Genomic DNA, 25,985 nt, shown 5'->3' with positions numbered 1-25,985 from the left:
ACATATAAAAATTCATTTTCATCAGACGAACCATAATTGTCTGATTGAAGGGGGATTCTGTCGATCCCTTGCATAGAATAGCGAATGTTCTAAGAGTTATTCCATTATTGGGTGAAAGCGCGTAACCGGCTGGTCAGCAGGGCTTCTGTGGACGTTGTGTTCTGTGCGGTGGAAAGGTAATTAATGAAAAAAATCGCCGCCCGGAAGGATGCCGTCAATGACGGCAAGAGATTACGCATACATGGTACGATCGCGCGCGACATCGGCATCGCTATTGTATCGGGCCGCTATAAGCCGGGAGAATTGTTGCTCGGCGAAGTCGATGCCAGCGAGCGATTGAAGATTTCGCGGACGGCCTATCGCGAATCACTGCGGATCCTGTCGGCCAAGGGCCTGGTCGAATCTCGCCCGAAGACCGGAACCAAGGTCTGTGCGCACGACAAATGGCACTTGCTGGACCCCGATGTGCTGCAATGGATGTTCGAGTTCGAACCGAGCGATTTCCTGCTTGAGAGCCTTTTCGAACTGCGCCGCTTTGTCGAACCTGAGGCTGCAGCCTTGGCCGCCATACGGCGGAACAACGAACAGGTCGCCCGGATGGAGACGGCGATCAACAACATGGCCAAGCACACTCTTGGAACGGAGGCGGGTCGTGAGGCTGACAAGGATTTCCATTCTGCCTTGCTCGAGGCCACCGGAAATCCGTTCATCATGACGCTTACTGGCGGAGTCAGCGCGGCCGTTGCCTGGACGACCGTTTTCAAGCATCGCGTGGCGCCGCTGCGCCGCGATGCCATTCCCGATCACCGCCGGGTTTTCGAATGCGTCAAGGCCGGTGATCCGGACGCTGCACGCAAGGCCATGGCTGATCTGGTTCATCTTGCCCTGCTTGATACCAAGCCAATGGCGACCCAAACCCGATAAATCAGCACGCGGCCGGAACTGGTGTTGGAAATTTGCTGTCAGCCGGCAGCAAAGCCATGCCCTTTTGCGACGTCATCGCAGTCAGATTGACTTGTCTGACTTAATCCTTCAAATGATGGGCGAGTGACGCTGTCAACCTGTGGGGGAAAGCCGGATTTCGTTCCAGCCAGCTCGGCTGCATAATCTGGTTCATGGCTGCTGCGGAGCGTCGCGGCGATGGCCTCTGCTCCCCCGAAGGCCGCAGCCTGCCGCCATGCAAGAAAATGGACGATGGGAGAATGGGAATGAAGTGGTTGCATCGCGTGACGATGGGGGCCGCTGCCTTGATGGTTGCCTCGGGCGTCGGCGCACAGGTTGCGGTTAACGTGTCGGTGGATACGACCAAAGCCGGACCGAAGATCGAGCGCGCGGTTTACGGTCAGTTTGCAGAGCATCTGGGCCGGGGGATCTATGAAGGCATCTGGGTCGGCCCTGACTCGAGCATTCCCAATATCAACGGTTACCGCAAGGATGTGGTTGACGCCCTGCGCAGGATCAAGGTGCCCGTGATCCGTTGGCCCGGCGGTTGCTTTGCGGATGATTATGACTGGCGCGACGGCATCGGGCCGACCGCGCAGCGGCCTGAGCGGATGAACAAGTTTTGGGGCGGTGTGCCGGAGAGCAATACGTTCGGCACGCACGAGTTCATGAACTTTTCCGAATTGATCGGCGCGGATGCCTATGTTGCCGCGAACATGGGTTCTGCCACGCCGCGCGACACCGCGCAGTGGATGGAATATATGACCGCCGGCGGAACCTCCACTCTTGCCAGGGAGCGCCGCGCCAATGGCCGGGACAAGCCCTGGACAGTGAAGTATATCGGCGTCGGCAATGAAAGCTGGGGCTGCGGAGGGGAAATGCGTGCCGAATTTGCCGCAGACCTGAGCCGCCAGTTCGGTTCCTATGCGCGCCTTCACGTACCCGGAACCTTCCGCGTGGCGAGTGGCGGTAGCGCTGATGATTTCAACTGGACCGACGTCATGATGGAACGGGCCGGCAAGATCTTCGATGGGATCGGCCTCCATTATTATACGATCCCGGGAGACTGGGCGAAGAAGGGTCAGGCGACCGGCTTCACCGAACGGGAATGGGCCGTGACCTTGCGCAACGCCATGGCTCTGGATGGCATGATTGCGAAGCACGAAGCCATCATGGACAAGCATGATCCGAAGAAGCGCGTTGCCCTGGTGGTTGACGAGTGGGGCACCTGGTACGATCAGGAGCCGGGATCGACGCCGGGCTTCCTCTATCAGCAGAACACGATTCGCGATGCTGAGGTGGCGGCGCTGACGCTCAACATCTTCCATCGTCATACCGAACGTGTGAAGATGGCCAATATCGCCCAGATGGTGAACGTGTTGCAGGCGATGATCCTGACAGACAAGGGTCGGATGACCCTGACGCCGACCTATCATCTGTTCGACCTTTATCTTCCATTCCAGGGAGCGACACCGTTCCCTGCGACGGTAAGCGGCCCCCATTATGAGCTGGGTAATGTCGATCTGCCGATGGTCGACGCTTCCGCGGCGAAGGATGCAAACGGCAAGATGTGGCTGGCGCTGGTCAATCTCGATCCGAATAAGTCGGCACGGGTCACCACCAATCTCACCGGCAAGGGGCAGGGCCGGGTGTTGAAGGGCGCGGCAATGGATTCGCACAACAGCTTCGACAAGCCTGAAACCGTAAAGCCGGTCGCCTATTCCGGGCGCATGTTGAACGGCAAACTTGTCTTCGATCTGCCTGCAAAGGCTGTTGCGGTGGTCGCGATCGACTGAACTCGCCCATGCACGGCGGTCGGCGTTCGTCCAGCGGGGACGAGCGCCGACCGCCGGGCCAGAGCATTTCCACTATGAGTGGAAATGCTCTGGCCTTCTGGTGCCAAATTTTCGAAGCCGTTGACCGTAAACGGTCACCTTGAAAATATTCCAAGTCCGCCACCGCGCAGGCGGCATCATCGCGCGCCAACTGTCGCCGGTTGCGACAGGCCGCCTATCAGGCCCGGTCGGCTTTCTACCAGCAGCGTGACGACATGTTCCTCGCTGCTGGCGGGCACTGCCACGGCCAGCGGAGCCTCCGCGAAGTCAGGCTTCTCCGCGACCTTGCGCCCGTCCAGCCAGATCTCCGCACGCCCGACGATCCCGCCGAAGCGCAATATTCCGCCATTGGCCTGTACGCGGCGTCGGGCGACGAAGGTGGCGCGCAGCGAGATCCAGTTGCCTTCGCCCTGCGCTGCTTCGATCTGGCCCGTGCCGAGCCATAGCCAGCTGTTCATGTCGGAATCTATCGGTTTCCGCATCGGATCCGGCTTGTCCGGGGACGCCGGGGATTGCCGCCAGCCTTCAAGCGTCTGCACCGAAGGGGTTGGGGCAGCCTGTGCGCGCGGGGTGGTTGCGACGCGCGCGATGCTCACCTGTCCGGTTCTGAGGTCCTCCGCCTGGGCAGTCAGGCGAAGCGGCCCCGCTCCGGAATCGGCGCGCACGATGACCTGTGCAAGCCCGTTGAACAACTTGCGGCTATCGCCCTTTTCGGGCTCGTGGCTGTTCGGATCGCCATTGCCCAGACCGATGATCGCGCCGCCCGAGATCGCGAATTGGACAGGAAGTTGCGCCGTCGGAACATGGCGGCCGCGGGCATCGACCGCATCGACGGTGATCGGCTGCGCATCCTCGCCGTCGCCCGCCATGACGGTTCGGTCCGGCGTAAGGCGCAGGGCAACGGGTGCGCCGGTGGTCTCGACAAGGGCGTGGGCTACCCGCCTTCCGCCGCGATAGCCCACTGCTTCAAGGCGGCCTGGCGCCCAGGGAACCTGCCAGCGCGGCATTTCGAAGCGATCGACCACCTTTTCGCCGAGCGGCCGCGCATTGAGGAACAGGGCGACGCGTTCGACATTGGTCATGGCTATTACTGTGATCGGCTCGCCTTCGCGCCCGGCCCAGTTCCAGTGGGGGGCAAGGTCGAGCAGCGGCCGGTCGTCGACCCATTGGGCCCTGTGCAGCCAATATGCGGTTTTGGGAAAGCCGCACAGATCCATGATCCCGAAAAAAGAGGACGCTGAAGGCCATTCATAGGGGGTGGGCTCGCCCCGATAATCGAAGCCGGTCCAGACGAAAGCTCCCGCCACGAACGGCCTCGTCGCGACCGCCTTCCATGCCTCGCGATGCGTATTGCCCCAGCTGGAACGCTCATCGTCATAGGATGCGAAGACATGATGGTCAGGATCATTCTGGAAGGCGCCGCGCGTCATGAAGGCGCTGGTGTCTTCCGAACTGGTGATCGGTAAGTCCGGATGCGCCGCATGGAAACGGTCATACAGGCCGGGCTGGTAATTGAAGCCCACCACGTCGACCGCCTGGCTGACATTATGCGGTGTGAACAGGCCGGCGTTCATGGCCGCGGTAACCGGACGGCTGGGGTCGAGCGCCTTGACCTCGCTGGCCATCCGGCGGACCATTTCATATCCGGCCTCGCTGCCCTGCATCGGCTCTTCGTTGAACACCGACCACATGATCACGCTGGGCCGGTTGCGATCGCGCCGTACCAGCCATCGCAACTGTTCGATATAGTCCGGGCTGGTGTTGAAATTGCGGTTCTCGTCCATTACTAGCATGCCAAGGCGGTCGCAGGCGTCGAGCAGTTCGACCGGCGGTGCATTGTGCGAACAACGGATCGCATTGGAACCCATGTCCTTCAGCCTGCGGATCCTCCATTCCCACAGCGCATCGGGCATCGCGACCCCGACCCCGGCATGGTCCTGGTGATTGCAGCTTCCCTTGATCTTGAGCGGCTGGTCATTCAGGAAGAAGCCCTTGTCGGCATCGAAACGGAAGGTGCGGAATCCGATCCGCAGCACGCGCTGGTCCTCCACATCCGTCGGACCCGCAAGGGAAAGCCGCAGGGTGTAGAGATTGGGATCATCGACGGACCAGAGGCGAGGGGAGGGGACCGCCAGTTCGAGTTTCGCCTCGGCGCTGCCTAGCGGAGGGACCTTGGCTTCGACCGTGCCCTTGGCGACGGTGCGACCCTCGGCATCGCTCAGCACCGCGTTAAGCGTCGCCATGGCCTCGGTCTTGAGAATGCTGGCCAGCGAAGCGGTGACTGGCACGGTCCATCGGCCATCGATGCCGCGCCGGGGATCGGCATGGACGCCGTCGGTCCGGATATGGACCGGCGGTCGCGTGGCAAGCCAGGCGTGGCGGTAAAGGCCCGCCCCTTCATACCACCAGCCTTCCATCTTTTCCGCGTCGACCCGGATCGCGATGATATTGAGATCATCGCCGAAACGCGCGGTCGGGGTCAGGTCGATATAGATGGAATTATACCCGCTCCAATTGTGGGCTGCGACCGATCCGTTGATCCAGATCGTGGCATTTGTCGCGATTGCGCCAAATTGCAGTTCAAGATATTTGCCGCGATCCGCCGGGTCGAGCCGCACCGCCCGCCGGTACCAGGCATAGCCGCGCTGGCGATAGCCTTGCGAAGGGTTGGCATCGCGGTCGAACGGCATGTCGACGGCCCAGTCGTGCGGCAGGTTGACAAGCGGCCAGTTCGAATCGTCGAAATTGACCGCTGCGGCGCCCTGAGCCTGACCCGCCTTGGCATTGGCATAGCTCCAGCCATGGCCTTTTATCGCGGGAAAGGGGATATCGCCCTGGTGAAACTGCCAGGCCCGGTCCAGCAGCAGGCGTCCGGGTTCTTCCGGCTCGGGGGGCAGGGACATCGTGGCGCGCGGGGGCGGCATCGGCAGTTGGAGACCGGCCGGCTCGGCCGGGATCCGCGCACCGGCCTTCGCGAGCGGGGCCGAGGCAGCCACGCAGCCGATCGAGGCCAGAAATTCACGACGTTCCATCGGGCGATAGTTCCCTTGTCGATTGTGGGCTGGCCTGCCTTTTCCGGGCAGGGTTATGTCGAAGATGCTGGGATCAGGCCGTGGCTGGCGGCAAAAGCCGTGAACAGCTTGGGCCAGATGGAGGCTGGCTGGGAGGGGGGCAGGCGGACGCCGAAACCATGCCCACCTGCTTCGAAGACATGTAGCGTCACGGGCCGCCTGGCGGCTCGCATCGCGTCATACATGGCCAGACTGTTCGCCGAGGGAACGGCGTCGTCGTCGATCGTGCTGAGCAGGAAAACGGGCGGCGTATCGGCTGTCACGCGCCGGTTGACGGAGGCCGCGGCCAAAGCTGCGGGGAACGCCCCCGCGCCCAAAAGGTTGTCGCGCGAGCCGGCGTGGGTGAAATCGGAATCGAGGCTGATGACGGGATAGATCAGTCCGGCCACATCTGGTCGCGCCGGCAACCTGTCGGCGGCATCGACGGGGGCATAGACGGCCTCGTCGAACCGGGTCGCCAGCGAGCCTGCAAGGTGACCGCCGGCGGAAAAACCCAGCACGCCGACGCGGCCTGGATCAATACCGAAGCGGCTTGCATTGTGGCGGATGATGCGCATGGCGCGCTGCGCATCCTGCAAAGGCACCAGGCCCCGATCATGCCAGCCTTCGCCCGGAAGGCGGTAGGAGAGGATGAAAGCGGTAACGCCCAGGGCGTTGAGCCATTCCGCCTGGCTGACGCCTTCATTGTCATAGGACAGGAAAGCATATGAGCCGCCCGGCACCAGCAGCACCGCGGCGCCATTTGGTCTGGATGGACGCCATATCTCTATGGTCGGTCGGGCGATGCCGCGTATCCAGCGATCGGGTTTGGCTGGATTTCGCGCCTGATCGTCGATCCGGTGCTCGACGGGTATTGCGGGGTTGTACCCGGGGGGCAGGTCGGGCCAGAGTTCCACCGCTTCGGACGTGCGGGACTTGGCGGCCTGTGCAAGGGTCGGGGCCATTGCAAGGGCAGCGCCGGCGCCCATGAATGTACGGCGGCCCAGCTTCACGCGTCGATCTTTCGGGCATTGGTCATGGCGATGGTGTCGGTCATAATTCCTCCCTGGCTGTTCAATTTTGTATGAGTATAAGGTAAGCGCCGTAGCGGTCAACGCGCTCCGTAGCGCTGGGGCCGGACAAGGTTCGTTATCGCCGAGAGTGATCTGTTGGGAGGATTTCAATGCGGACAGGAAAGGCTCTTTTGCGGGTCGGCTCGTTTCTGGCAGGCGCGTGCCTTTTTGCTGCGCAGGCTCAGGCGCAGGTTGACGCCGGCCCCTGGCCCGGCGGCAGGAAGACTGCCGTGGTCCTGACCTACGACGACTCGCTTGCCTCGCAACTTGAAATCGCCTTGCCCGCGCTGGATGCGGTGGCCCTCAAGGGCACATTCTTCCTGATCGGCAGCCAGATCCGTCCGGAGCAGGTCGAACGATGGCGGGCTGCCGCTGCCGAAGGGCACGAGCTTGGCAACCATACGGTTCGCCATGCCTGTCCGCAGGCCAGCTATCCCCCCGCGCGCAGGCTCGACACCAGCGACTCCTATGACGTGGAAATGATGATAGCCGAAATCCGCACGATGAACAGCATGCTGACGGCGATCGACGGCAAGCTCCAGCACGGTCTCGCAACGCCCTGCGGACAACATCTGGCGGGGGGCGTGGACTATCTGCCCGCGCTTCGTGCCAGCGGCCTCGTCCGCTATACCCGCAGCGCTGGGTCGTCGGACAAAAGGGAACTGGATCCGATGGACCTGCCGTGCATCTGGTTCGATGAAAAGGCCAGCGGCGCCGACATGATCGCCGCGGTCCACCGGGCCGAGCGCACAGGGGGGCTGCTGATAATCGGATTTCACGGTGTGGGCGGCGATTATCTCAAGGTGAACGCCGAAGCGCATGCGCAGCTACTCGCCTATCTGAAGGCAAATTCGAAAACCATATGGGTCGCGCCGCTCATGACGGTCATGGAATATGCCGCCCGCTGAGGAAGAATAGGCAAGATCCTGTCCAGCGCCGTCCTTGGAGCTAGCTGGACGGTTCGAGAATGAATATCGCAGTGTCGCGCGGCGCCAATGTGACTTTCAGTTCAGCCGCAGTGTCGCCGCGCACCGCGCCGGTCCAGGCATCGACGATCCGCATCGTCCGTCCGCCAAGCTTGGCCGAACGCTGCGAATGGTCGTCGGCCAATGGCTCCGCCTTCCAGTCGATGGCATGGCTACGCGCCGTGGACGTGCGATTGAGAATGGCCACCGCCCAACGATCGCCCGAAAGCGGGCGGGCCCAGATTTCGACTTCCGGCGTCTTGAACCAGGGGAAGCCCTGAATGCCCAGTGCGTCCTGATCGATGGCGACGATGCGCGGATTGGTCAGGATCTTGGCGATCTCGGGCTTCATCCCGACAATATCGGTTCCCGCGATCAGGGGGGCCGCCAGCATCGCCCACAGCGCGAAATGCGATCGGTTTTCCGGCAGGCTGGGAAGATTGCCGACCTCCATCATGTCGGGGTCGTTCCAGTGTCCGGGGCCAGCGGCCTTGCGCAGTGCCGCCTGCTTGTCGAGAATCTCGAGCACGCCAAGGCTGCTCCAACTGCCATGACTGACCTGGCACGACCAGCAATTGGTGATGTCGCCGGTGGTGCGCCAAAGGTGGCCGACATTCTGCGCCCATTCCCACGGCTTGTTGTCGCCCCATTCGCAGATCGAGAAAACCACCGGGCGACCGGCGCGGTACAGGGCATCGCGCATCGTGGCATAGGCCTCGCGCGGGTTGCGCTGATCAGGACCGGCACCGGTGTTGCACCAGTCATATTTCAGATAATCGACCCCCCAGCGGGCATATTGCAGAGCGTCCTGATATTCATGCCCCTGACTGCCGGGGCGGCCGCCGCAGGTCTTCGCTCCCGCGTCGGAATAAAGGCCGAACTTCAGGCCGCGGGCGTGGACATAATCCGCCAGAGCCTTCATGCCGGAGGGGAAACGCACAGGGTCGGCCTGGATGAAGCCGTCCCTGTCCCGTTCACCTTGCCAGCAATCGTCGATGTTCACATAGACATAGCCGGCATCGCGCATTCCGTTGGCGACCATGGCGTCGGCGGTCCTGCGGATCAGGGTTTCATCGATGTTGCAGCCATGGTGGTTCCAACTGTTCCATCCCATCGGTGGCGTAGGGGCCAGATCAGGAAACTTCTGCGCCAGGGCCGGGCTCGCGGCGAGCGCCAGCCCGCCGAAGGTCGCCATCAGCTTCTTTAGGATCATGTCCATTCATCCCGTTGAAACACGGATCGGTTGTCAGTTGTCGAAGCGCAGCACCGTGGCGCGGCCGTCATAGCTGATGGAGCGCGTTGCCGGAGCGGCGGCGATGCCGCCCCCATGCCCGTTGCCGATGACCACGATGTTCAGCTGGCGCTGCCGGACCATGCCCGGGAAGCTGCCCTGCCGCGCACCGATCGACAGCGTGCGTCGGGCATCATCCCACCGCAGCTTATAGCGCGCGGACTGGCCGCGTTCATAGGCGTAGGTCTCGTTGTCGTCTTCGTATATCGTGAACGTGCCGTCGGCGCCGGGATAGACCCGGATTTCCAGCGGTGCGTCGGGTTTCTCCGTGGCATATTGCACGACCGGGCCCATGGGGATGATCGAACCGGCCCTGACGTAGAGCGGCAGAATGTCCAGCGACGCGTCGCGTTCAACGGTCCGCCCGCCTTGCAGGCGCTGGTTGTTCCAGAAATCATACCAATCCCCGCCCTGGGGCAGGTAGGTCGTCATCTTCAGGTCGTGCGACGGCGTGGCCGCAGCAAGCGCCTTGAGCTCGGTCGGCGTGCGCCAGCCGAAGCGCAGGCTCCGGCCGCCGCCGGCCTGGTAATATTCGATCCGCACCGCCACCCGTTGCCCCTTGTGCAGCGTGCGCCTGGTCGAGGCATAGCGGGCGCCCGATTCCTTCCAGTCCTCGACGACCTTCTCGCCGTCCAGGAACAGGCGGTAGCCATCGTCGCCCGCCACGCCGATTTCATATTCGCCCTCTTCGGGGGCGATCAGTTCCCCCTCCCAGCGCGCCGAAAAGTCGTTGAGCGATTTCAGCCCGGCCGGCATGTCCGCCAGCGGCGGTCCCGGCCAGTTATAATCCATCTTCGTGTCGACCAGCTTCGGTCCCGCCGGCGTGGCAAGATCGCGGCCCTGGAAATATTGCACCGAAAGGCCCGGCCGGCCATCGGCCGTGCGCAGGACAGTGGCCGGCACGGTTTCAGCCGGCGGTTGCACCAGATTGTACATTGGCCGGCTGACCGGATGGACAAGCATTGACGAACCGAACATGAAGCTGTCGTTGATGTCGTAGGTGGCCTTGTCCGCGGCGAAATCCATCTGGAGCGGACGCATCAGGGTATAGCCGTCGGAGGTGACCTTCGCGCTCAGGCTGTAGATGTACGGCAGCAGTCGATAGCGCAGATGGACGGCGTTCAGCAGCGACTGATACATCGCCGGATCCTTGTCCTTGAAGATATAGGGCTCGCGCTCGATGCTGGTGCCGTGGACCCGCATCAGCGGATTGAACGCCGCATATTGGAACCATCGGGCGAACAGTTCGCGATAGGCCGGATTATTCTCCCCGCCGGGAAAGTCGTCCACGAAGAAGCCGCCGGTATCCTGCGTCCAGTAAGGGTTGCCGGTAACCGTCACGTTGACGCCGCCCGCGATCTGCTTCCTGAACGTTGCCCAACTCGCGATCGTGTCGCCCGACCAGGATGAGGCGCCCGTCCGTTGCGCGCCTGCCCAGGCGGACCGGGTCAGCGTAAGCACGCGCTTGTTGCTCGTCGCGCGCTGGCCGTCATACACCCCCTCGGTCGTCAGCAATGTGTAGGGGTTCAGGTAGCGCGAAAAATCTCCCATCGCGTTGCGGCCAAGTGCCTTGATATCCCGCACATTCTCCTGGGGATCCCACATCGCCGATGTCACCTCGACCTCGGTGCCGTCCATCCACAGCGCATCCACGCCCTTGTCGAGCAGACCCGACTTCACATATTTGAAATAGATCTCGCGGCCCTTGGCGCTGTAGGCGTCGTAGACCCGCGCCTTCTTGGATATCCAGTGCAGCGGGGCGAAGCGCAGGCCCGACTGGTCGAGTTCATGGGCCAGGGCGGTGTCGTTGCCCACCGATGGCCAGATGGAGATCATCAGCTTCAGGTTGAGGTCGTGCAACGTCTTGGTCATCGCCTGCGGATCGGGATAGCGCTCGCGATCCCAGATCATGCCCGACCAGCTGCCATCCTTGTCACTGCCCCAATATTGCCAGTCCTGGACGATGTAGTCGAGCGGGAACCCCTCGCGTCGAAAGTTGCGCGCCACTTCGATCAGCCGGTCCTGGGTGGGATAGCGTTCCTTCGACATGAACAGGCCGAAAGCCTGCTTGGGATACATCGGAGCCTTCCCGGTCAGGCGGCGATAGGCGCCGACCACCGCATCCATGTTGCCGCCCGCCATCAGATAATAATCGACGCCGCCTGGCGCGTCCTCGGCCCACAGCTTCGCGCCGTCGGCACCGTCGGAAAAGCGCATCTGCGAATAGGTGTCCCACAAAACGCCATAGCCTTCTGTCGACATCATGACCGGAATGATGATGCCGATATTGGTCTGGACCAGCAGCAGGTCCTTGCCCCGCCGGTTGACCTGTTCATCGTCGGTGAAACCGAACCCGTAAATCGCCTCATCGGGCTTCAGCGTGAAGCGGTTCTCCACTTCATAGGTCGGTGCGCCGGAAATGGTCCTGGGGCTCACTGACTGCGGCGCGCCGGCCTTTTCCCGCGTCAGCAGTTTGCCGGAGGCATCGAAGAAGCTGATGGCGCCATCGCTCTTGTCGATCATCACGCGCAGCTTTTGGCCGCTCATCGTCAGCGCGGCGGCAGTTTCCTTGATCGAAAATCCTGTTGTTGCGGGCGGGCCGAGTACGACGAGACTGGGCTGGTTCCAGTAGGAATGTCCCAGGCTGGCGTTCACGCGGACAATGTCGGGGGCATAGAACAGCACCGTCTTCACGGTCCCGTCGAGCTGATATTGCACACCGTTCGTCAGTCGGACGAACCGAAAACCCGGCTGGGCAGAAACGACGGAGTCCGCAATCTGGCCGGTCGCGGAAAGCCCGCTGCGGGGCGTATCTGCCATGGCGGGCACCGCTTGAAGCGCTGTCAACGCCAAGGCCGCAGGGCCGAAATAGGGTATGATGTTCATCCTCGCCCTCGGAAATTGTCTGAGTAGATCGCCTGTGCCACGTCGCGAGACGTTATTCAAGCATCACGCGATCTCCCCCATATCGTCGTCGATCAATATAGGCTGGCGCGGGACATCCGGTCTCTTTCGGCCAGGCGTTCGAAGCGATCGCAAACACGCCCTGAACGGCTTAAAGGATGCGCATGGCGGGGGGTATCCACGCCCCGATCATCCTGTGGTGAATGCCGTGCTTCGCCGCCAACTCGGCTAAGGTCAGTTCACCCCGAATGGCCTCGTTCGGCGTGGGCCAGCCATTCGTAAGCGACCGCCTTGAAGTTGTTGGACGCCGCCACCGTCGCCGCGATCCGGTCCAACTTGACCCGCTCGGCCGGGCGTTCTCCTCGCGTCAGCAGCTTGCGGGCGGCGTCGCGTCGTTCGCGTGCATCGCGGGCCCCCGTGTCAGGCCACACGCCGAAGGCGAGGGTCTTCTGCTTGCCGAGATAGCGGTAGTTCATCCGCCAGTAGCGCCCACCCTTGGGCGTCACATAGAGGAACAACCCGTCGCCGTCGGTGAGCTTGTCACGCCCCTTGGCGGCTTTGATAGCACCGCCGAAAGCGCTATGATGGTGTCTCCCCATCAAGGAGCGGTGGACACCGTCAAATGTACCATCGGATTATTGGTATGCGGTGATATCCAGCTACTCCGTATGATCGGAGTATGTCACAGAAACCCCCGCATGAACAGCCATTTACGAGACGCAATGGCACCTTCCGAGAAGGGAATATGGTGACCCCTACGGGAATCGAACCCGTGTTTCAGCCGTGAGAGGGCCGCGTCCTGACCGCTAGACGAAGGGGCCACAAGCCGCTCAGGCAGCGAGTGAGGTGCCGCGTTTAGGATCGCGTGCCGACGTCGTCAAGGGAAACTCGCACGCCTTATTGCGGCACATAAAAAACCACCCCATGCGATTCGCACGGGGTGGCCAAGGTTCAGGGAGGAGACGCCTCCAAAGGGGGAGGCGCCCATACGACACACCCGAAAGGGGGGCAGGTGCGCCGTATGTTCAGTAAATAGAGAAAGTCGCGCGGTGTTTCAAGTGGCACCGTGCAACCTTTTTCCTTAAATATCTGTCACAAATGCGTAATTTGCTTAAGCGTTCGCTGCTTCCGGCGCGGAGGGCACGGCAATCGGGCCCTTCCCCTGCGCGACCTGCGCCTCGAACAGTTCACGCATGAGCTGAAGCGAAAAGAGGTGCGCATAGATCAGCGGCAACATACCGTTCTGACTGATCTTGCGAAGCTGGTCGCCCCGCATGTCGCGCAGCTTTTCCTCGTTTACCATGCGAAAACCGCGATAAACGAAGGGCTGCTCATTGCCGGGCACCTGAATGGCGACTTCGCCGTCCATTAGCAGGTCGAGATCCTTGAGGTCCTTAATGAACTGACCGGTGCGCGCCGCAGCTTGCTCGAAATCCTCGCAGAATTTCAGCACGCCCTGTGTGAGTTCGCTGGGCTTGCCGTCTTCGAATAGGGGCTGGCCCTCCTCGAATGTGCCCAGCGCGTCGCTCGTCGGATCGAAGCAGAGCGAGAGTTCGTCGCTGTCGGGACGCAGCTTTGCCAGCATCCAGGGATAGCGGCGGACATAAGCGGGCACATAGGCCGGTCCGCGCAGCTTGCCTTCGTCGTCGAGGAAGGTGTTGACGCCTTCGCTGAGGCCCATCAGCGCCAGTGGAATCGACTCGTCACCGGCGGAAAAAATGATTGGCACGAAGCGTTGGGCGGCGACAAATTCGTCGACAGTCAGCGGGATGGCATGCTGCGTCGTCAGGAACGGCGCCGAATCGACCGTGCGGCTGCGCCAGGCGACGTGATCGACGCTGCTCAGCGGAATGAGGTCGTTGTAGAAGACGGGAAGACCGTTCGCGGGCGCGCTTGCCATGATGTGCTAGTCCATTTCCAACAAAAAGCGGCGCATATTTCCTTGCGCCGCGAGCTTGATACTGGGCCGAGTGGGATAAAGCCGTTGAGCGTGGGAGGCAATCGCTTTGTCGATGCCCCGTGCTCCGGCGGAGGCGTCTTCAGCCTTCGTCCGGTCGAGGGATCAGCTTGTCCGGGTTCATGATGCCCTGCGGGTCGAAAGCAGCCTTGATCGCCCGTAGCGCGTGCAGGCGCGCGGGACTGGCAAGGCGGCCCAGTTCCGCGCGCTTCATCTGGCCGATGCCGTGCTCGGCGGATATGGAGCCGCCCGCGGCGACGACCGCGTCGTGGACGAAAGCGTTGATCGCCAGCCCCTGAGCCGCGATCCAGGCCGACCCGTCGGTCGTGCCCCTTGGCGCGCGGACGTGGAAATGGATGTTGCCATCGCCCAGATGCCCGAAAGAGGAAGCTGTCGTGCCCGGAAAAGCCCTTTCCGCCGCCGCCGCCGCATCCACCATGAAGGCAGGCATGCGGGCGACCGGGACACTGATGTCATATTGAAGTGCCGGTCCCTGCGCCCGCTCCGATTCCGATAGCGATTCGCGAATACGCCAGAAGGCGTCCGCCTGCGCTTCATTGGCGGCAATCGCTGCATCGACGGCAATGCCCTGTTCCAGCGCGGTGGCCAGAGCGCCTTCCAATCGTTCGGCCGGGCCGGGATCACGCAGATCGCCATGGTCTATCTCGATCAATACATGCCAGGGCGTGCGCGTCGCGATCGGGCAACGGGTGCCGGGAATGTGCGAGAGGACATGGCCCAGTCCATCGTCGGCAATCACCTCGAACCCCTCGACGCTGTCGCCCAGATGCGCTTCGCATAGCCGGAGCAGAGCCAGCGCGTCGGTGGGCGAGGGGACTCCGATCCAGGCTACGGCGCGCGCGGCGATCGCGGGCACGAGGCGCAGCGAAGCGGCAGTGATGATCCCCAGGGTCCCCTCGGCGCCGATCAGCAATTGCTTGATGTCATAGCCGCGATTGTCCTTCTTGAGCGCGTCCAGGCCATGGAAGATGCTGCCGTCAGGCAGGACAGCCTCCAATCCTTCCACCAGAGCGCGCATGGTGCCGTGGCGCAGCACCTGCGTGCCGCCGGCGTTGGTGGAAATGAGGCCGCCGATCGTGGCCGAACCCTTGGCCCCAAGGCTCAGGGGAAAGCGGCGACCAGCCGCGGCGGCGGCATCGTGGAGGTTCGAGAGGATGACGCCCGCTTCGCAGACAGCCAGATTGTCTTGCGGGGACAGGCTGCGGATATGGTTCATCCGGCGCAGCGACAGGACCAGGGCGGAACCGTCCGGCGGAGGCGTGGCGCCGCCCACCATGGAAGTGTTGCCGCCTTGCGGGACAAGGGGCACGGAAAGATTGACGGCAAGCTGGACGGCGGCCGCGACCTGCCGTGTCGTTTCAGGCTGAAGAATGGCGGCCGCTGCGCCATGATAGCGACCGCGCCAGTCGCTGAGCCATGGGGCGATATCGTCCGCATCGGTCACGACACGCTTTTCCCCCAACAGGGTCGTGAATTGCGCGATAACATCTTGTCCTATCATGGGACCGTCCTATGCCTTGGAATTCATCGGCGGTTCAACCTCTGGCACATAGCGTCTCCGTCCCAAAAGGGGTTCGACTTGTTTCATTCTGTCCTGCTGCTGTTGACGGCGCCGGCCGCCGAGCCCGTGCAATGGGCGCAACTGACGATCGAGCAACGCGTCATCATCCGCGTGCCGATGGCGAAGAGGGGCAGGGCGCCCGCTCGTCCCGCGCCGCAGGCGAGGAACGACTGGAAGGAGAAGAAGGGGCCGCGGTGCATCGCGCTGCGCTCGATTCGGTCGGCAAGCATATTGATGGACAACGCCATAGACCTCCTGCTGGCGGACAACCACCGCTATCGCGCAAGGCTGGAGCGGGGGTGCAACAGCATGGGTTTCTATTCCGGCTTCTATGTCGAGCCCGATGAGGACGGCTCGCTCTGTTCCGGACGGGACGAGTTGCAGGCGCGTAGCGGAGCGAGTTGCGCGATCGACAGTTTCCGCAGGCTGGAGCAGGCCGATCCCGACGATTAACGCCATATCTTCGCGATTTTCTTGACAAGAGGCCGATATTTTCGCAAGGCGCGCCCGATTTCCCCTGCGCTTTTCGCGCGGGTGGAGAGCCTCCTGTCCCGGACCCCTGAATGACCTTTGCCGATCTCGGCCTTTCCGACGAATTATTGAAGGCCGTTATTGAGGCCGGATATGACACGCCCACGCCCATCCAGGCCCAAGCGATCCCTCCCGTGCTGATGATGAAGGACATCATCGGCATCGCGCAGACGGGGACGGGCAAGACGGCCAGTTTCGTGCTGCCGATGATCGACATCCTTGCCCATGGCCGTGCCCGGGCGCTGATGCCGCGATCGTTGATCCTGGAGCCGACGCGGGAACTCGCGGCACAGGTGGCGGAGAATTTCGAGAAATACGGCAAATATCACAAGCTCTCCATGGCGCTGCTGATCGGCGGCGTGCAGATGGGGGACCAGGTCAAGGCGCTGGAAAAGGGCGTGGATGTCCTGATCGCGACGCCCGGCCGCCTGATGGACCTGTTCCAGCGCGGCAAGATCCTGCTCAACGGTTGCAGCATGCTGGTGATCGACGAAGCCGACCGGATGCTCGACATGGGCTTCATTCCCGATATCGAGGAAATCTGTACCAAGCTGCCGGCGCAGCGGCAGACGCTGCTGTTTTCCGCGACAATGCCGGCGCCGATCAAGAAGCTGGCCGATCGCTTCCTCAGCAATCCCAAGTCGATTGAGGTGGCGCGGCCCGCCACCGCCTCCACCAACATCACCCAGCGGCTGGTGAAGGTGGATTCGCGCAAGAAGCGCGAGGCCCTGCGCGCGATGCTGGATGCAGAGGACGTGCTGAGCGCGGTGATCTTCTGCAACCGGAAGACGACTGTGCGGGAACTCAACAAGAGCCTTCAGCGCCACGGCTACAAATCGGGCGAGATCCATGGCGACATCGACCAGTCGGCGCGCATCGCTGAACTGGAGCGATTCCGGGCCGGGACAGTCAACATCCTGGTGGCGTCGGACGTGGCGGCCCGCGGGCTGGACATCAAGGGCGTGAGCCATGTGTTCAACTTCGATGCGCCCTGGCATCCGGACGATTATGTCCACCGCATCGGACGCACCGGGCGTGCGGGGGCGAAGGGCGTCGCCTACACCTTCGTGACGTCGGATGATGCAGAGGCGATCGACAACATCCAGAAGCTGATCAAGCAGAAGATCGAGACGATCGACGCGCCTGCCGCCGCTGCTCCTGCCGCAAAGGCGAAGGAAGAGCCGCGCCGTCCCGAAAAGGATCGCAGGCCAGACAAGCGCCGCGACGACCGTCGGGAGGAACCGCGTGCCGCAAGGTCTGTCGATAATGGCGCCCGGCCGCGGCGGCCCGAACCCGTGGACGATGGCCCCGACGAGGGCTGGAACGGACCGGTCCCGGAATTTCTTTCAGTGGGATTCGGCATTTAAGGGCGCCATTGCGGGCTGGCTCGAACTGCATACTGCTTTCATCTGCGGATCTCGGCCCATCGACGGGTATTTTAGCAGGCCCCTTTAACCCACTTGGCGTTTCGCCAGCTTCCTTGCCAGCGTTCGCCGATGCATACCCAGGCGCCTTGCCGCTTCGGAGATATTGAAGTCGCTGTCCTTCAAGACTTCGTGGATATGTTCCCATTCCAGCGTCTTGATCGATGTCGGGCGCGGCGCCAGCGGTGTGGATGGATCGCCGGCAGAGCGGGCGAAGGCCGCCTCTATATCGTCGGTGTTGGAGGGTTTGGCGAGATAGTTGGACGCGCCCAGCTTGATCGCCTCTACCGCCGTCGCGATGCTGGCAAAGCCCGTCAGTACAACAATCACCATCGCCGGATCATGGGCATGCAATGTCTGCACGCATAGGAGGCCGGACTCCGCGCCCAGCTTCAGGTCAACCACCGCGAAGCCAGGTCTGCTGCCAGCCAATATCGTTTCCAGCGCCGCATGGCTGTCCGCCGTCAGCACGCCATAGCCCCGCCGTTCGAAGGAACGTTTCAGAGTCTTGGCGAACGCCGCATCATCTTCGACAATCACCAGCAGGCGATCCGTCATGGTGCCGTCTCCTCCTCCAGCGCCACTGTACCTAGCGGCAGCCGCAGCAGGATGAGTGCACCGCCATCCGCGCCGTTGCTCGCGCTGACGCTTCCGCCGAGCTTGCGTACGACATTGACCACAAGGAAGAGGCCCAGGCCATGGCCCTGCTTGCCCTTGCTCGACCGATAGGGTTTGCCGAAATCTTCCAGCATGGCGTCGGAAAAGCCGCCGCCATTGTCGCGCACCGCGATATTGAGCGAGCTGCTGTCCCGTCCGATCAGCAGGTCGATATAGCTCGCCCCAGCTTCCCGCGCATTGTCAAGCAGGTTGCCGATGGCCTGGCGGATCACCGGATCAGCGATGATCCGCGGATAGTCATGCGGTCCGAAATCGCAGCGCAGGGGCATGCCGGGATTGGCCCTGCGCCATTCCGTGGCGATGCCTTCGATGAAATCGGGCACATTGGTCACCGCCGGCGCCTCGCCCCGCGCCTCGCCCGAGGAAAGGAGTATGCCCGTAACGATTTCCTTGCAGCGCTGGACCGCCGCCTGCATTTCCTCGACCTCTTCGATCAGCGAGGGATGGACCGTGATCTCCGGCATATGCTTCCAGTCGCCCAGCACGACCGCAAGCTGGGAGAGGGGGGTGCCCAGCTCATGCGCCGCGCCGGATGCAAGCAGGCCCATGCGAACGATATGCTCCTCCTCCGCCGCCTGTTGTCTCAGCCTGGCGAGATAGGCGTCCCGCGCCTGGAGATTGCGGGTTACCGGCAGCACGAAGAGCACCAGCAGCACTGCGATCATGGTCAAACAGACCCAGGTGCCGACGATATGCAGGTCGAACAAATGCCCTTCCAGCGCGCCGTGCAGGTCAAGCGGCCGATAGTGCAGCGCCAGCAGCCCCGCGCATAGTGCCGATACGAAGACGATGCCCCAGATGCTCCAGCGGTCCAGCAGCACCGCGCCCAGTGCTACCTGCACCAGATAAAGCGAGATGAACGGGTTGGTCGCGCCCCCCGAAAGATAGAGCTGCGCCGTCAGCAGCAGCACGTCGAACAGCAGCGACAGGAACAGTTCTGCGTGGGAAACGTCCGTCCGCTTGCGCAGCGCGCCGAAACTGAGGCCATTCATCAATATCGCCATGCCGGCGATCAGCAGCATCGGTGCGATCGGCAGGCGGATGTCCATGACAAAATGCACGGCGAGGATGGTGATCAACTGCCCCGCAATAGCCAGCCACCGCAATTGCACCAGCAGCGCCAGATTCTTGCGACCCGCCGCGTGGGCGGGCCACTGGCTGGGCTGCCAGAGGGTGCTGATCGGCAGGTTCCGGTTCATTCCCGACGGTCTTTTCGCTCCTGGCGCATAACGAAGATGTACGCGCCCGCGACCATCGCCGCCAGCGCGAACCATGTGATCGCATATTGCAGATGATTGTTCGGAAATGCGACGACGGTCAGGCCGCCGACAGGGAAGGCGTCGGGATCGGCGGCGGCATCGGCGTCGATGAAATAATTGGCCAATGGTCCCCTGATCCCGCGTGCCGCAGCGATGGCCGCGACGTCGCGGGAAAACCAGCGGTCGCTTGCCGGGTCGTTGGAGCGCAGGAAACCGCCGCCCGGCTCGCTGAGCCGCAGCAGGCCGGAAACCGTCACTTCTCCCGAAGGACGCATATAGTCGCGTCGGCGGTCGGGCGGCACGAATCCACGATTGATGATGACCGTGAACCCCTCATCGGTGATGAGGGGCGTCAACACCCAGAAACCCGCCCCCCGCACCGTGACGGCCTGCACCAGGGCAACGCTGTCGTGCACGAAGTGGCCGGAAATCCGTACCCGGCGATATTCGTCGACCCTTGCGGCCGTGCGGGGAGCGGGGATGGCGGGGGCATGAATGCGCGCGTCGACACGGGCGATCAGGTCACGCTTCCAGGCGAGGCGCTGAACCTGCCAGGCGCCGAGGGCACAAAATCCTGCAAAAAAGAAAAGGGCGATCAGCGTCAGGCCGATCAGAAAGGCCGGGGAGCGCCTGGAGCGCTCCCCGTCTTGGGCCGTTGTCACGGCATCTCGCTCATATTCTGCATGACGCGCATTTCCTGAGTCGGACCCATGTCCATCTCCATCTGCGCATGTGGCATCATGTTCGCGTTCAGATGATACATGACCCACAAGGATCCCGAGAGGACGATGACGACCAGCACCACGGTCAACATCATGGCCATGAACGACCAGCCCCCTTCGACGCGGGTGTTCATGTGCAGGAAGTAGATCATGTGGACGACGACCTGTACCGCGGCGAAGCCCATGATGACGATGCCGGTCAGTTGCGGATCGTGCAGCGCGCCGCTCATCACCAGCCAGAATGGAATGGCCGTCAGGATCACCGACAGGCCGAACCCGATCATGTAGCTGCCGATGCTGCCGTGCGAATGGGCGTCATGATGATCGTCATGATGGTGGTCATGGCCACCGTGCGGATGGACGGCGTCGTTCACCGGAGCACTCCCATCAGATAGACAAAGGTGAAGACGCCGATCCAGATGACGTCGAGAAAGTGCCAGAACATCGACAGGCACATCAGCCGCCGCTTGTTGGCCGGGATCAGGCCCTTCTTCGCGACCTGAACCATCAGCGTGATCAGCCAGACCGAACCGAAGGTGACGTGCAGTCCGTGGGTGCCGACCAGCGTGAAGAAGGAGGACAGGAACGCCGAACGCCACGGCCCCGCGCCCTCATGAATGAGGTGCGAGAATTCGTAGAGTTCGATGAACAGGAACGCCCCGCCGAACAGCAGCGTGACGAACAGCCAGCCCTGCGTCGCGCTGACCCGGTTCTTCTCCATGGCCAGCATGGCAAAGCCGTATGTGATCGAGGAAAAGAGCAGCATCGCGGTGTTGAGCGCGACGAGCGGAAGGTCGAACAGGTCCTTTGGTCCCGGTCCGCCGGCAAAGCTGCCGCCCAGCACCGCATAGGTGGCGAAGAGGATGGCGAAGATGAGACAGTCGCTCATCAGATACATCCAGAAGCCCAGCATGGTGCTGTGGCCTTCATGGAGGTGCGGTTCCTCAGGCAGGTGATAGGCCCGGGGTTCCATCGTTGCAGTGGCGCTGCTCATGCGTGTCAGACTCCCGCCGCGAGGATTTGCGTGCGCTCTTCCTCGGTGCGCGTCACATCCTCCGCCGGGATGTAGAAGTCGCGCTTGTAGTTGAAGGTGTGGCCGATGGCGACCGCGACGATCCCGATGAAACTCAGTGCCGCGAGCCACCAGATGTACCAGATGAGGGCGAAGCCGCACAGCGTCGCCAGCCCCGCCAGGATCACGCCTGCACCCGTGCTGCTCGGCATGTGGATCGGCTTGTAGCCGCTCAGCGGGCGCTGATAGCCGTTCTTCTTCATGTCCGCCCATGTGTCGCCGTCATACACGACGGGCGTGAAGGCGAAATTATACTCCGGCGGGGGTGAGCTGGTCGCCCATTCAAGGGTACGGCCGTCCCAGGGATCGCCGGTCGGATCGCGAAGCTCCTCGCGTTTCCAGATGGACACGGCGAACTGGATCAGCATGGCGCCGATGCCCATCGCGATGATGCCGGCGCCGATCGCGGCGATGACGAACCAGGGCTGCAGCGAGGGGTCATCCAGCACGCGCAGACGGCGCGTGACGCCCATCAGGCCCAGCACGTAAAGCGGGCCGAAAGCCAGCCAGAAGCCGATGTTCCAGCACCAGAAGCTGACCTTGCCCCAGAAGACGTTCAACTTGAACCCGAAGGCCTTGGGCCACCAGTAGTTGATCGCCGCGAACAGGCCGAACAACACGCCGCCGATGATCACATTGTGGAAATGCGCGATCAGGAACAGCGAGTTGTGGAGCACGAAGTCCGCAGGTGGGACCGCCAGCAACACGCCGGTCATGCCGCCGACCGTGAAGGTCAGCATGAATGCGACGGCCCACATCATCGGCAGTTCGAAACGGATCTTGCCGCGGTACATGGTGAACAGCCAGTTGAACAGCTTGGCGCCCGTCGGGATCGAGATGATCATCGTCGTGATGCCGAAGAAGCTGTTGACGCTGGCACCCGAACCCATGGTGAAGAAGTGGTGCAGCCACACCAGATAGGACAGCACCATGATAGTGCAGGTCGCATAGACCATGGAGGTGTAGCCGAAGAGCCGCTTGCCGCAGAAGGTCGAGACCACTTCGGAGAAGACGCCGAACAGCGGCAGGATGAGGATGTAGACTTCCGGATGGCCCCAGATCCAGATGAGGTTGACGTACATCATCGGATTGCCGCCAAAATCATTGGTGAAGAAGGCGGTGCCGGCATAGCGGTCCAGCGATAGCAGGACGAGCGTGGCGGTCAGGATCGGGAAGGAGGCGACGATCAGGACGTTGGCGCAGAGCGAGGTCCAGGTGAACACCGGCATCTTCATGAGCGACATGCCCGGCGCGCGCATCTTGACGATGGTCGCGATCAGGTTGATGCCCGATAATGTCGTGCCGACGCCCGCCACCTGCAGCGCCCAGATATAATAGTCGACGCCGGTCGCCGGACTGTATGCGATGCCCGACAGCGGCGGATAGGCAAGCCAGCCGGTCTGCGCGAATTCGCCCAGGAACAGCGACATCATGACCAGCACCGCGCCGCCTGTCGTCATCCAGAAGGAAAAATTGTTGAGGAAGGGGAAGCTGACGTCGCGCGCGCCGATCTGAAGCGGGACGATATAGTTCATGAGGCCGGTGATGAACGGCATCGCCACGAAGAAGATCATGATCACACCGTGGGCGGTGAACACCTGGTCGTAGTGATGGGCGTTCAGATAGCCTTCGGAGCCATTGAAGGCCCATGCCTGCTGGATGCGCATCATGATCGCGTCGGCAAAGCCGCGCAGGAACATGACGAGGCCCAGCACCATGTACATGATGCCGATCTTCTTGTGATCGACGCTGGTGAACCATTCCTTCCAGAGATAGCCCCAGAGCCTGAAATAGGTGAGCGCCGCGATCAGCGCCGCGCCGCCCAGCACCACCGCGACGAAAGTCGCGACGACGATGGGCTCATGCCATGGGAAGCTGTCCCATGTCAGACGACCGAAGATCATCTGTGCTGTTGTCATTGTGCCAGTCATGGGCCTTACCGATGCTGCGCGTGCGCATCAGCGCCGCTGTGGGAAGAGTGATCGCCCGGAATCCGAGAGGCGCCGGCGGCCGGAGCGTCGGGAGCCGTCTCCTGCCCCTTGTTCTGGTCCGACTGTTCGATCACATGGCTGTCGGGAAAGTCGTAGCGCAGGCCGTTGGTGTCGCGCGCCGATTCCTTGCCTGCGCCGCCCATCATGTTGATGTGCATCAACTCGCTCATGCAGCGCTGGCCGGGGCGCGGGCAAAGATTGACCACGGCGTCGAACAGCTTGGGATCGACGGCCGAGAAATAGGCGACCGGCGTCTTCTCGCTGGGCTTGGCCAGGGTCAGATAGACGTTGCGGTCAAGGCTGGCGCGGCTTGCCTTTACCCTGGCGGCCCAGGCGTCGAATGCGGCCCTGTCCAGCGCCCTGTAGGCGAAGCGCATGTGGGTGAAACCGGCGCCCGAATAGTTGGCGGATATGCCGGTGCCCGCGACCGGACGGTTTGCAACCGCGTGCAACTGCGTCTTCATGCCGGGCATGGCATAGATCTGGCCCGCGAGTTCAGGCACGTAGAAGCTGTTCATCACGGTGGAGGCGGTGATGTCGAACCGCACCGGGACATTCACGGGCAGCGCCAGCTCGTTGACCGTGGCGATGCCCAGTTCGGGGTAGATGAACAGCCATTTCCAATCGAGCGCGACGACCTCGACCGTCAGCGGCTTCACCTTGGGATCGATCGCGGTCCTGGCGTCGATGCGCTCCAGCGGCCGATAGGGGTCGAGCTTGTGCGTGCTGACCCAGGTCAACGCGCCCAGGCAGATGATGATCAGCAGGGGCGCCGACCAGATCAGCAGTTCCAGCTTGGTGGAATGGTCCCAATCCGGATCATAATCCTTGTCCGCCGCCTGGTTCGCTGCGCGGTAGCGCCAAGCGAAGAAGACGACCAGCGCCATGACAGGGACGACGATCAGCAGCATCAGCGCGGTCGAAATCAGGATCAGATCGCGCTGCTGCACCGCAATATCGCCCGACGGGTTCATCACGACCCAGTTGCAGCCCGTGAGCGGCAGCGCCAGAATCGGAGCGGGCCAACGGAAAATCCAGGCCCGATCAAGGGAGAGGGGGTTTGACATGATCGGGCGCCTATCGTTTCCGCAAGGAGTCGAACAGTGGGCAATTTGTCCCATAGTGCGCAGATGCAAAAAATGCTTGAAGCATGGGATACGGCTTAGATTCCGTGGGTTTTCTGCTATGTTGCCTATCCGTAGCCGCCGGCAGAACAAAAGATGGTTCCGGTGGCTTAGCCAAGGAGCGGATGCCGATGAGTTCACAGGCCATGACCTTCACCTCCCGATCGCTGGAGGATGATGCGCGCCTGATCAATGCGCGGGACCACAAGATCGCGCCGGGTGATATTTCCATTGGTGTGATCATTGGTCGCACCTCCGAATTTTTCGATTTCTTCGTTTACGCCATCGCCTCGGTCATCGTGTTTCCGAGCCTGGTGTTCCCCTATGTGGATGCCCTGACCGGCACCCTCTATTCCTTCGCGATCTTTGCCGTCGCCTTCATCACGCGGCCGATCGGTTCGCTGATCTTCATGGCGATCGATCGTCGCTACGGCCGTGGAACGAAGCTGACCGTCGCGCTGTTCCTGCTCGGCGGTTCGACCGCGTCCATCGCGTTCATGCCCGGTTATGCGACCATTGGCCATTATGCTGCGTTAGTGCTGATCATCTTGCGAGCCGCACAGGGCATTGCGCTTGGCGGCACCTGGGATGGTCTGGCTTCGCTGCTGTCGCTGAACGCGCCGCAGCATCAGCGCGGCTGGTACGCGATGGTGCCCCAACTCGGTGCGCCGCTGGCCTTGCTGGTGGCGAGCGGGCTGTTCGCCTTCTTCCTGCTTACCCTGACGCGCGCGGACTTCCTTGACTGGGGCTGGCGCTATCCTTTCTTCGTCGCCTTTGCCATCAATGTCGTCGCGCTGTTCGCCCGGCTGCGCATCGTGGTGACGCATGAATTCGAGCGCCTGTTCGAGCAGAAGGACCTTCAACCGTCCGAAATCCTGCCGACTGTCAAGGCGGAAGGGCGCAACATCATCATCGGCGCCTTCGCTCCGCTGGCCAGTTTCGCCCTTTTCCACATGGTGACGGTGTTCCCGTTGAGCTGGGTCGCGCTCTTCACCAACCAGCCGCTGGAACGGTTCCTGATCATCGAGATGATTGGCGCGTCCGTGGGCTTGCTGGCGATCGTCGTGTCCGGCTTCATCGCCGACCAGATCGGCCGCCGCTCGCTGCTGGCATGGTCGGCGCTTGGGATCGCGATCTTCAGCGTCATGGCGCCGCTGCTGCTGAACGGCGGCGACCTGGGCGAGGTAGCCTTCATGATCCTGGGCTTCATGCTGCTCGGCCTCGCTTTCGGCCAGTCGTCCGGCGTGGTCGCGTCCAATTTCGCAACGGAGGCGCGCTATACCGGATCGGCGCTGACGTCCGACCTGGCCTGGCTGGTCGGCGCCGGTTTCGCGCCTTTGGTGGCCTTGCTGCTATCGGTGAAATTCGGGCTGGCCGCATCGGGCATCTACCTGCTGTCCGGCGCGGTGGCGACGATGGTAGCCCTTTACATCAATAAGGAACTGGCGGGGCGCGATCGCTAAGACGGCGACGCCATCCATGAAAAGGGGTCAGGAAAGGAAGCTTTCTCTGGCCCTTTTCATATTCGCCGGAATTGCGCAGAGGCAGCGGTCCTGTTCAAGGGCGCCTGCTGTTCATCGGCGGG

The 25,985-nt window shown here is 62.3% G+C and carries 20 protein-coding genes and 1 tRNA gene; 6 read left to right on the top strand and 15 right to left on the bottom strand.

All coding sequences use genetic code 11. The features are described 5' to 3' along the window. Window positions 1-183 precede the first annotated feature (183 nt). Both MRBLMC3_RS04650 and MRBLMC3_RS04645 read left to right on the top strand, forming a co-directional pair. Window positions 184-924, top strand: a complete 741-nt coding sequence (locus tag MRBLMC3_RS04650; RefSeq protein WP_363826219.1) for a FadR/GntR family transcriptional regulator — start codon at window positions 184-186, stop codon at window positions 922-924. A gap of 284 nt (window positions 925-1,208) precedes the next feature. Beyond that, window positions 1,209-2,738, top strand: a complete 1,530-nt coding sequence (locus MRBLMC3_RS04645) for an alpha-N-arabinofuranosidase (protein ID WP_363826216.1) — start codon at window positions 1,209-1,211, stop codon at window positions 2,736-2,738. Window positions 2,739-2,914: 176 nt separating this feature from the next. On the opposite strand, the gene galA is transcribed toward MRBLMC3_RS04645, so the two are convergent. Both galA and MRBLMC3_RS04635 read right to left on the bottom strand, forming a co-directional pair. Beyond that, complete coding sequence (gene galA / locus MRBLMC3_RS04640) at window positions 2,915-5,809, bottom strand: beta-galactosidase GalA (protein ID WP_363826213.1); 2,895 nt, start codon at window positions 5,807-5,809, stop codon at window positions 2,915-2,917. A 53-nt stretch (window positions 5,810-5,862) separates the two neighbouring features. Beyond that, complete coding sequence (locus MRBLMC3_RS04635) at window positions 5,863-6,816, bottom strand: alpha/beta hydrolase (protein WP_363826644.1); 954 nt, start codon at window positions 6,814-6,816, stop codon at window positions 5,863-5,865. Window positions 6,817-7,130: 314 nt separating this feature from the next. Between MRBLMC3_RS04635 and MRBLMC3_RS04630 the strand changes: the two genes are divergently transcribed. Beyond that, complete coding sequence (locus tag MRBLMC3_RS04630; protein ID WP_363826211.1) at window positions 7,131-7,808, top strand: polysaccharide deacetylase family protein; 678 nt, start codon at window positions 7,131-7,133, stop codon at window positions 7,806-7,808. A gap of 40 nt (window positions 7,809-7,848) precedes the next feature. Here MRBLMC3_RS04630 and MRBLMC3_RS04625 read toward each other — a convergent pair whose 3' ends face one another. From MRBLMC3_RS04625 to MRBLMC3_RS04600, 6 genes are all read right to left on the bottom strand, one after another. After that, window positions 7,849-9,078 carry a glycoside hydrolase family 27 protein gene (locus MRBLMC3_RS04625; RefSeq protein ID WP_363826208.1) on the bottom strand — a complete coding sequence of 410 codons (1,230 nt, stop codon included), beginning with the start codon at window positions 9,076-9,078 and terminating at the stop codon, window positions 7,849-7,851. 33 nt (window positions 9,079-9,111) lie between these two features. After that, window positions 9,112-12,042: a TIM-barrel domain-containing protein gene (locus MRBLMC3_RS04620; RefSeq protein ID WP_363826205.1), complete on the bottom strand. Its 2,931-nt coding sequence runs from the start codon at window positions 12,040-12,042 to the stop codon at window positions 9,112-9,114. A gap of 257 nt (window positions 12,043-12,299) precedes the next feature. Beyond that, window positions 12,300-12,659 (bottom strand): Arm DNA-binding domain-containing protein, encoded by a 360-nt coding sequence (locus MRBLMC3_RS04615; protein WP_363735366.1) that lies wholly within the window; start codon window positions 12,657-12,659, stop codon window positions 12,300-12,302. Window positions 12,660-12,806: 147 nt separating this feature from the next. Continuing rightward, window positions 12,807-12,881 (bottom strand) — tRNA-Glu (locus MRBLMC3_RS04610). Between the two features lie 290 nt (window positions 12,882-13,171). After that, window positions 13,172-13,960: a SapC family protein gene (locus MRBLMC3_RS04605; protein ID WP_363754793.1), complete on the bottom strand. Its 789-nt coding sequence runs from the start codon at window positions 13,958-13,960 to the stop codon at window positions 13,172-13,174. A 139-nt stretch (window positions 13,961-14,099) separates the two neighbouring features. Continuing rightward, window positions 14,100-15,539, bottom strand: coding sequence for an FAD-binding oxidoreductase (locus MRBLMC3_RS04600; RefSeq protein WP_363826202.1), 1,440 nt, complete (start codon window positions 15,537-15,539; stop codon window positions 14,100-14,102). Window positions 15,540-15,617: 78 nt separating this feature from the next. Here MRBLMC3_RS04600 and MRBLMC3_RS04595 point away from each other — a divergent pair, with 78 nt between their 5' ends. Next, window positions 15,618-16,052 (top strand): hypothetical protein, encoded by a 435-nt coding sequence (locus MRBLMC3_RS04595; RefSeq protein ID WP_363754789.1) that lies wholly within the window; start codon window positions 15,618-15,620, stop codon window positions 16,050-16,052. 110 nt (window positions 16,053-16,162) lie between these two features. Next, window positions 16,163-17,497, top strand: coding sequence for a DEAD/DEAH box helicase (locus MRBLMC3_RS04590; RefSeq protein WP_363826199.1), 1,335 nt, complete (start codon window positions 16,163-16,165; stop codon window positions 17,495-17,497). A gap of 84 nt (window positions 17,498-17,581) precedes the next feature. Here the strand turns inward: MRBLMC3_RS04590 and MRBLMC3_RS04585 are convergent, their stop codons facing one another. From MRBLMC3_RS04585 to cyoA, 7 genes are read right to left on the bottom strand one after another with little or no spacing between them, the layout of a single operon-like run. Continuing rightward, window positions 17,582-18,112 carry a response regulator transcription factor gene (locus tag MRBLMC3_RS04585; RefSeq protein WP_133652204.1) on the bottom strand — a complete coding sequence of 177 codons (531 nt, stop codon included), beginning with the start codon at window positions 18,110-18,112 and terminating at the stop codon, window positions 17,582-17,584. After that, window positions 18,109-19,431, bottom strand: coding sequence for an ATP-binding protein (locus MRBLMC3_RS04580; RefSeq protein ID WP_363826196.1), 1,323 nt, complete (start codon window positions 19,429-19,431; stop codon window positions 18,109-18,111). The genes MRBLMC3_RS04585 and MRBLMC3_RS04580 overlap by 4 nt, the downstream gene beginning before the upstream one ends. Then, window positions 19,428-20,153 (bottom strand): SURF1 family protein, encoded by a 726-nt coding sequence (locus MRBLMC3_RS04575; RefSeq protein ID WP_363826194.1) that lies wholly within the window; start codon window positions 20,151-20,153, stop codon window positions 19,428-19,430. The genes MRBLMC3_RS04580 and MRBLMC3_RS04575 overlap by 4 nt, the downstream gene beginning before the upstream one ends. Continuing rightward, window positions 20,150-20,587 carry a cytochrome o ubiquinol oxidase subunit IV gene (gene cyoD / locus MRBLMC3_RS04570; protein ID WP_363734608.1) on the bottom strand — a complete coding sequence of 146 codons (438 nt, stop codon included), beginning with the start codon at window positions 20,585-20,587 and terminating at the stop codon, window positions 20,150-20,152. The genes MRBLMC3_RS04575 and cyoD overlap by 4 nt, the downstream gene beginning before the upstream one ends. Beyond that, on the bottom strand, window positions 20,584-21,207 hold the full coding sequence (cyoC, locus tag MRBLMC3_RS04565; RefSeq protein ID WP_133652200.1) for a cytochrome o ubiquinol oxidase subunit III: 624 nt from the start codon (window positions 21,205-21,207) through the stop codon (window positions 20,584-20,586). Before cyoC ends, cyoD begins: the two co-directional genes overlap by 4 nt. A gap of 5 nt (window positions 21,208-21,212) precedes the next feature. Further along, entirely contained in the window at window positions 21,213-23,216 is a 2,004-nt protein-coding gene (cyoB, locus tag MRBLMC3_RS04560; protein WP_363826191.1) for a cytochrome o ubiquinol oxidase subunit I, read from the bottom strand. 5 nt (window positions 23,217-23,221) lie between these two features. Continuing rightward, complete coding sequence (gene cyoA / locus MRBLMC3_RS04555) at window positions 23,222-24,343, bottom strand: ubiquinol oxidase subunit II (RefSeq protein ID WP_363826188.1); 1,122 nt, start codon at window positions 24,341-24,343, stop codon at window positions 23,222-23,224. 188 nt (window positions 24,344-24,531) lie between these two features. Between cyoA and MRBLMC3_RS04550 the strand changes: the two genes are divergently transcribed. Further along, entirely contained in the window at window positions 24,532-25,863 is a 1,332-nt protein-coding gene (locus MRBLMC3_RS04550; RefSeq protein ID WP_133652197.1) for an MFS transporter, read from the top strand. Window positions 25,864-25,985: the final 122 nt, after the last annotated feature.

Origin of the sequence: Sphingobium sp. LMC3-1-1.1, from assembly GCF_040676285.1 — a bacterium.
Classification (GTDB): Bacteria; Pseudomonadota; Alphaproteobacteria; order Sphingomonadales; family Sphingomonadaceae; genus Sphingobium.
This window is presented reverse-complemented; position numbering and strand designations above follow the sequence as displayed.

Coding starts and splice junctions, on each gene's coding strand:
- MRBLMC3_RS04635 (WP_363826644.1), bottom strand. CDS start 6,816: ATGGGCGCCGGCGCTGCCCTTGCAATGGCCCCGACCCTTGCACAGGCC.
- MRBLMC3_RS04645 (WP_363826216.1), top strand. CDS start 1,209: ATGAAGTGGTTGCATCGCGTGACGATGGGGGCCGCTGCCTTGATGGTT.
- cyoC (WP_133652200.1), bottom strand. CDS start 21,207: ATGAGCAGCGCCACTGCAACGATGGAACCCCGGGCCTATCACCTGCCT.
- cyoB (WP_363826191.1), bottom strand. CDS start 23,216: ATGACTGGCACAATGACAACAGCACAGATGATCTTCGGTCGTCTGACA.
- MRBLMC3_RS04605 (WP_363754793.1), bottom strand. CDS start 13,960: ATGGCAAGCGCGCCCGCGAACGGTCTTCCCGTCTTCTACAACGACCTC.
- galA (WP_363826213.1), bottom strand. CDS start 5,809: ATGGAACGTCGTGAATTTCTGGCCTCGATCGGCTGCGTGGCTGCCTCG.
- MRBLMC3_RS04550 (WP_133652197.1), top strand. CDS start 24,532: ATGAGTTCACAGGCCATGACCTTCACCTCCCGATCGCTGGAGGATGAT.
- MRBLMC3_RS04600 (WP_363826202.1), bottom strand. CDS start 15,539: ATGATAGGACAAGATGTTATCGCGCAATTCACGACCCTGTTGGGGGAA.
- MRBLMC3_RS04650 (WP_363826219.1), top strand. CDS start 184: ATGAAAAAAATCGCCGCCCGGAAGGATGCCGTCAATGACGGCAAGAGA.
- cyoA (WP_363826188.1), bottom strand. CDS start 24,343: ATGTCAAACCCCCTCTCCCTTGATCGGGCCTGGATTTTCCGTTGGCCC.
- MRBLMC3_RS04625 (WP_363826208.1), bottom strand. CDS start 9,078: ATGATCCTAAAGAAGCTGATGGCGACCTTCGGCGGGCTGGCGCTCGCC.
- MRBLMC3_RS04615 (WP_363735366.1), bottom strand. CDS start 12,659: ATGGGGAGACACCATCATAGCGCTTTCGGCGGTGCTATCAAAGCCGCC.
- MRBLMC3_RS04580 (WP_363826196.1), bottom strand. CDS start 19,431: ATGAACCGGAACCTGCCGATCAGCACCCTCTGGCAGCCCAGCCAGTGG.
- MRBLMC3_RS04585 (WP_133652204.1), bottom strand. CDS start 18,112: ATGACGGATCGCCTGCTGGTGATTGTCGAAGATGATGCGGCGTTCGCC.
- MRBLMC3_RS04620 (WP_363826205.1), bottom strand. CDS start 12,042: ATGAACATCATACCCTATTTCGGCCCTGCGGCCTTGGCGTTGACAGCG.
- MRBLMC3_RS04590 (WP_363826199.1), top strand. CDS start 16,163: ATGACCTTTGCCGATCTCGGCCTTTCCGACGAATTATTGAAGGCCGTT.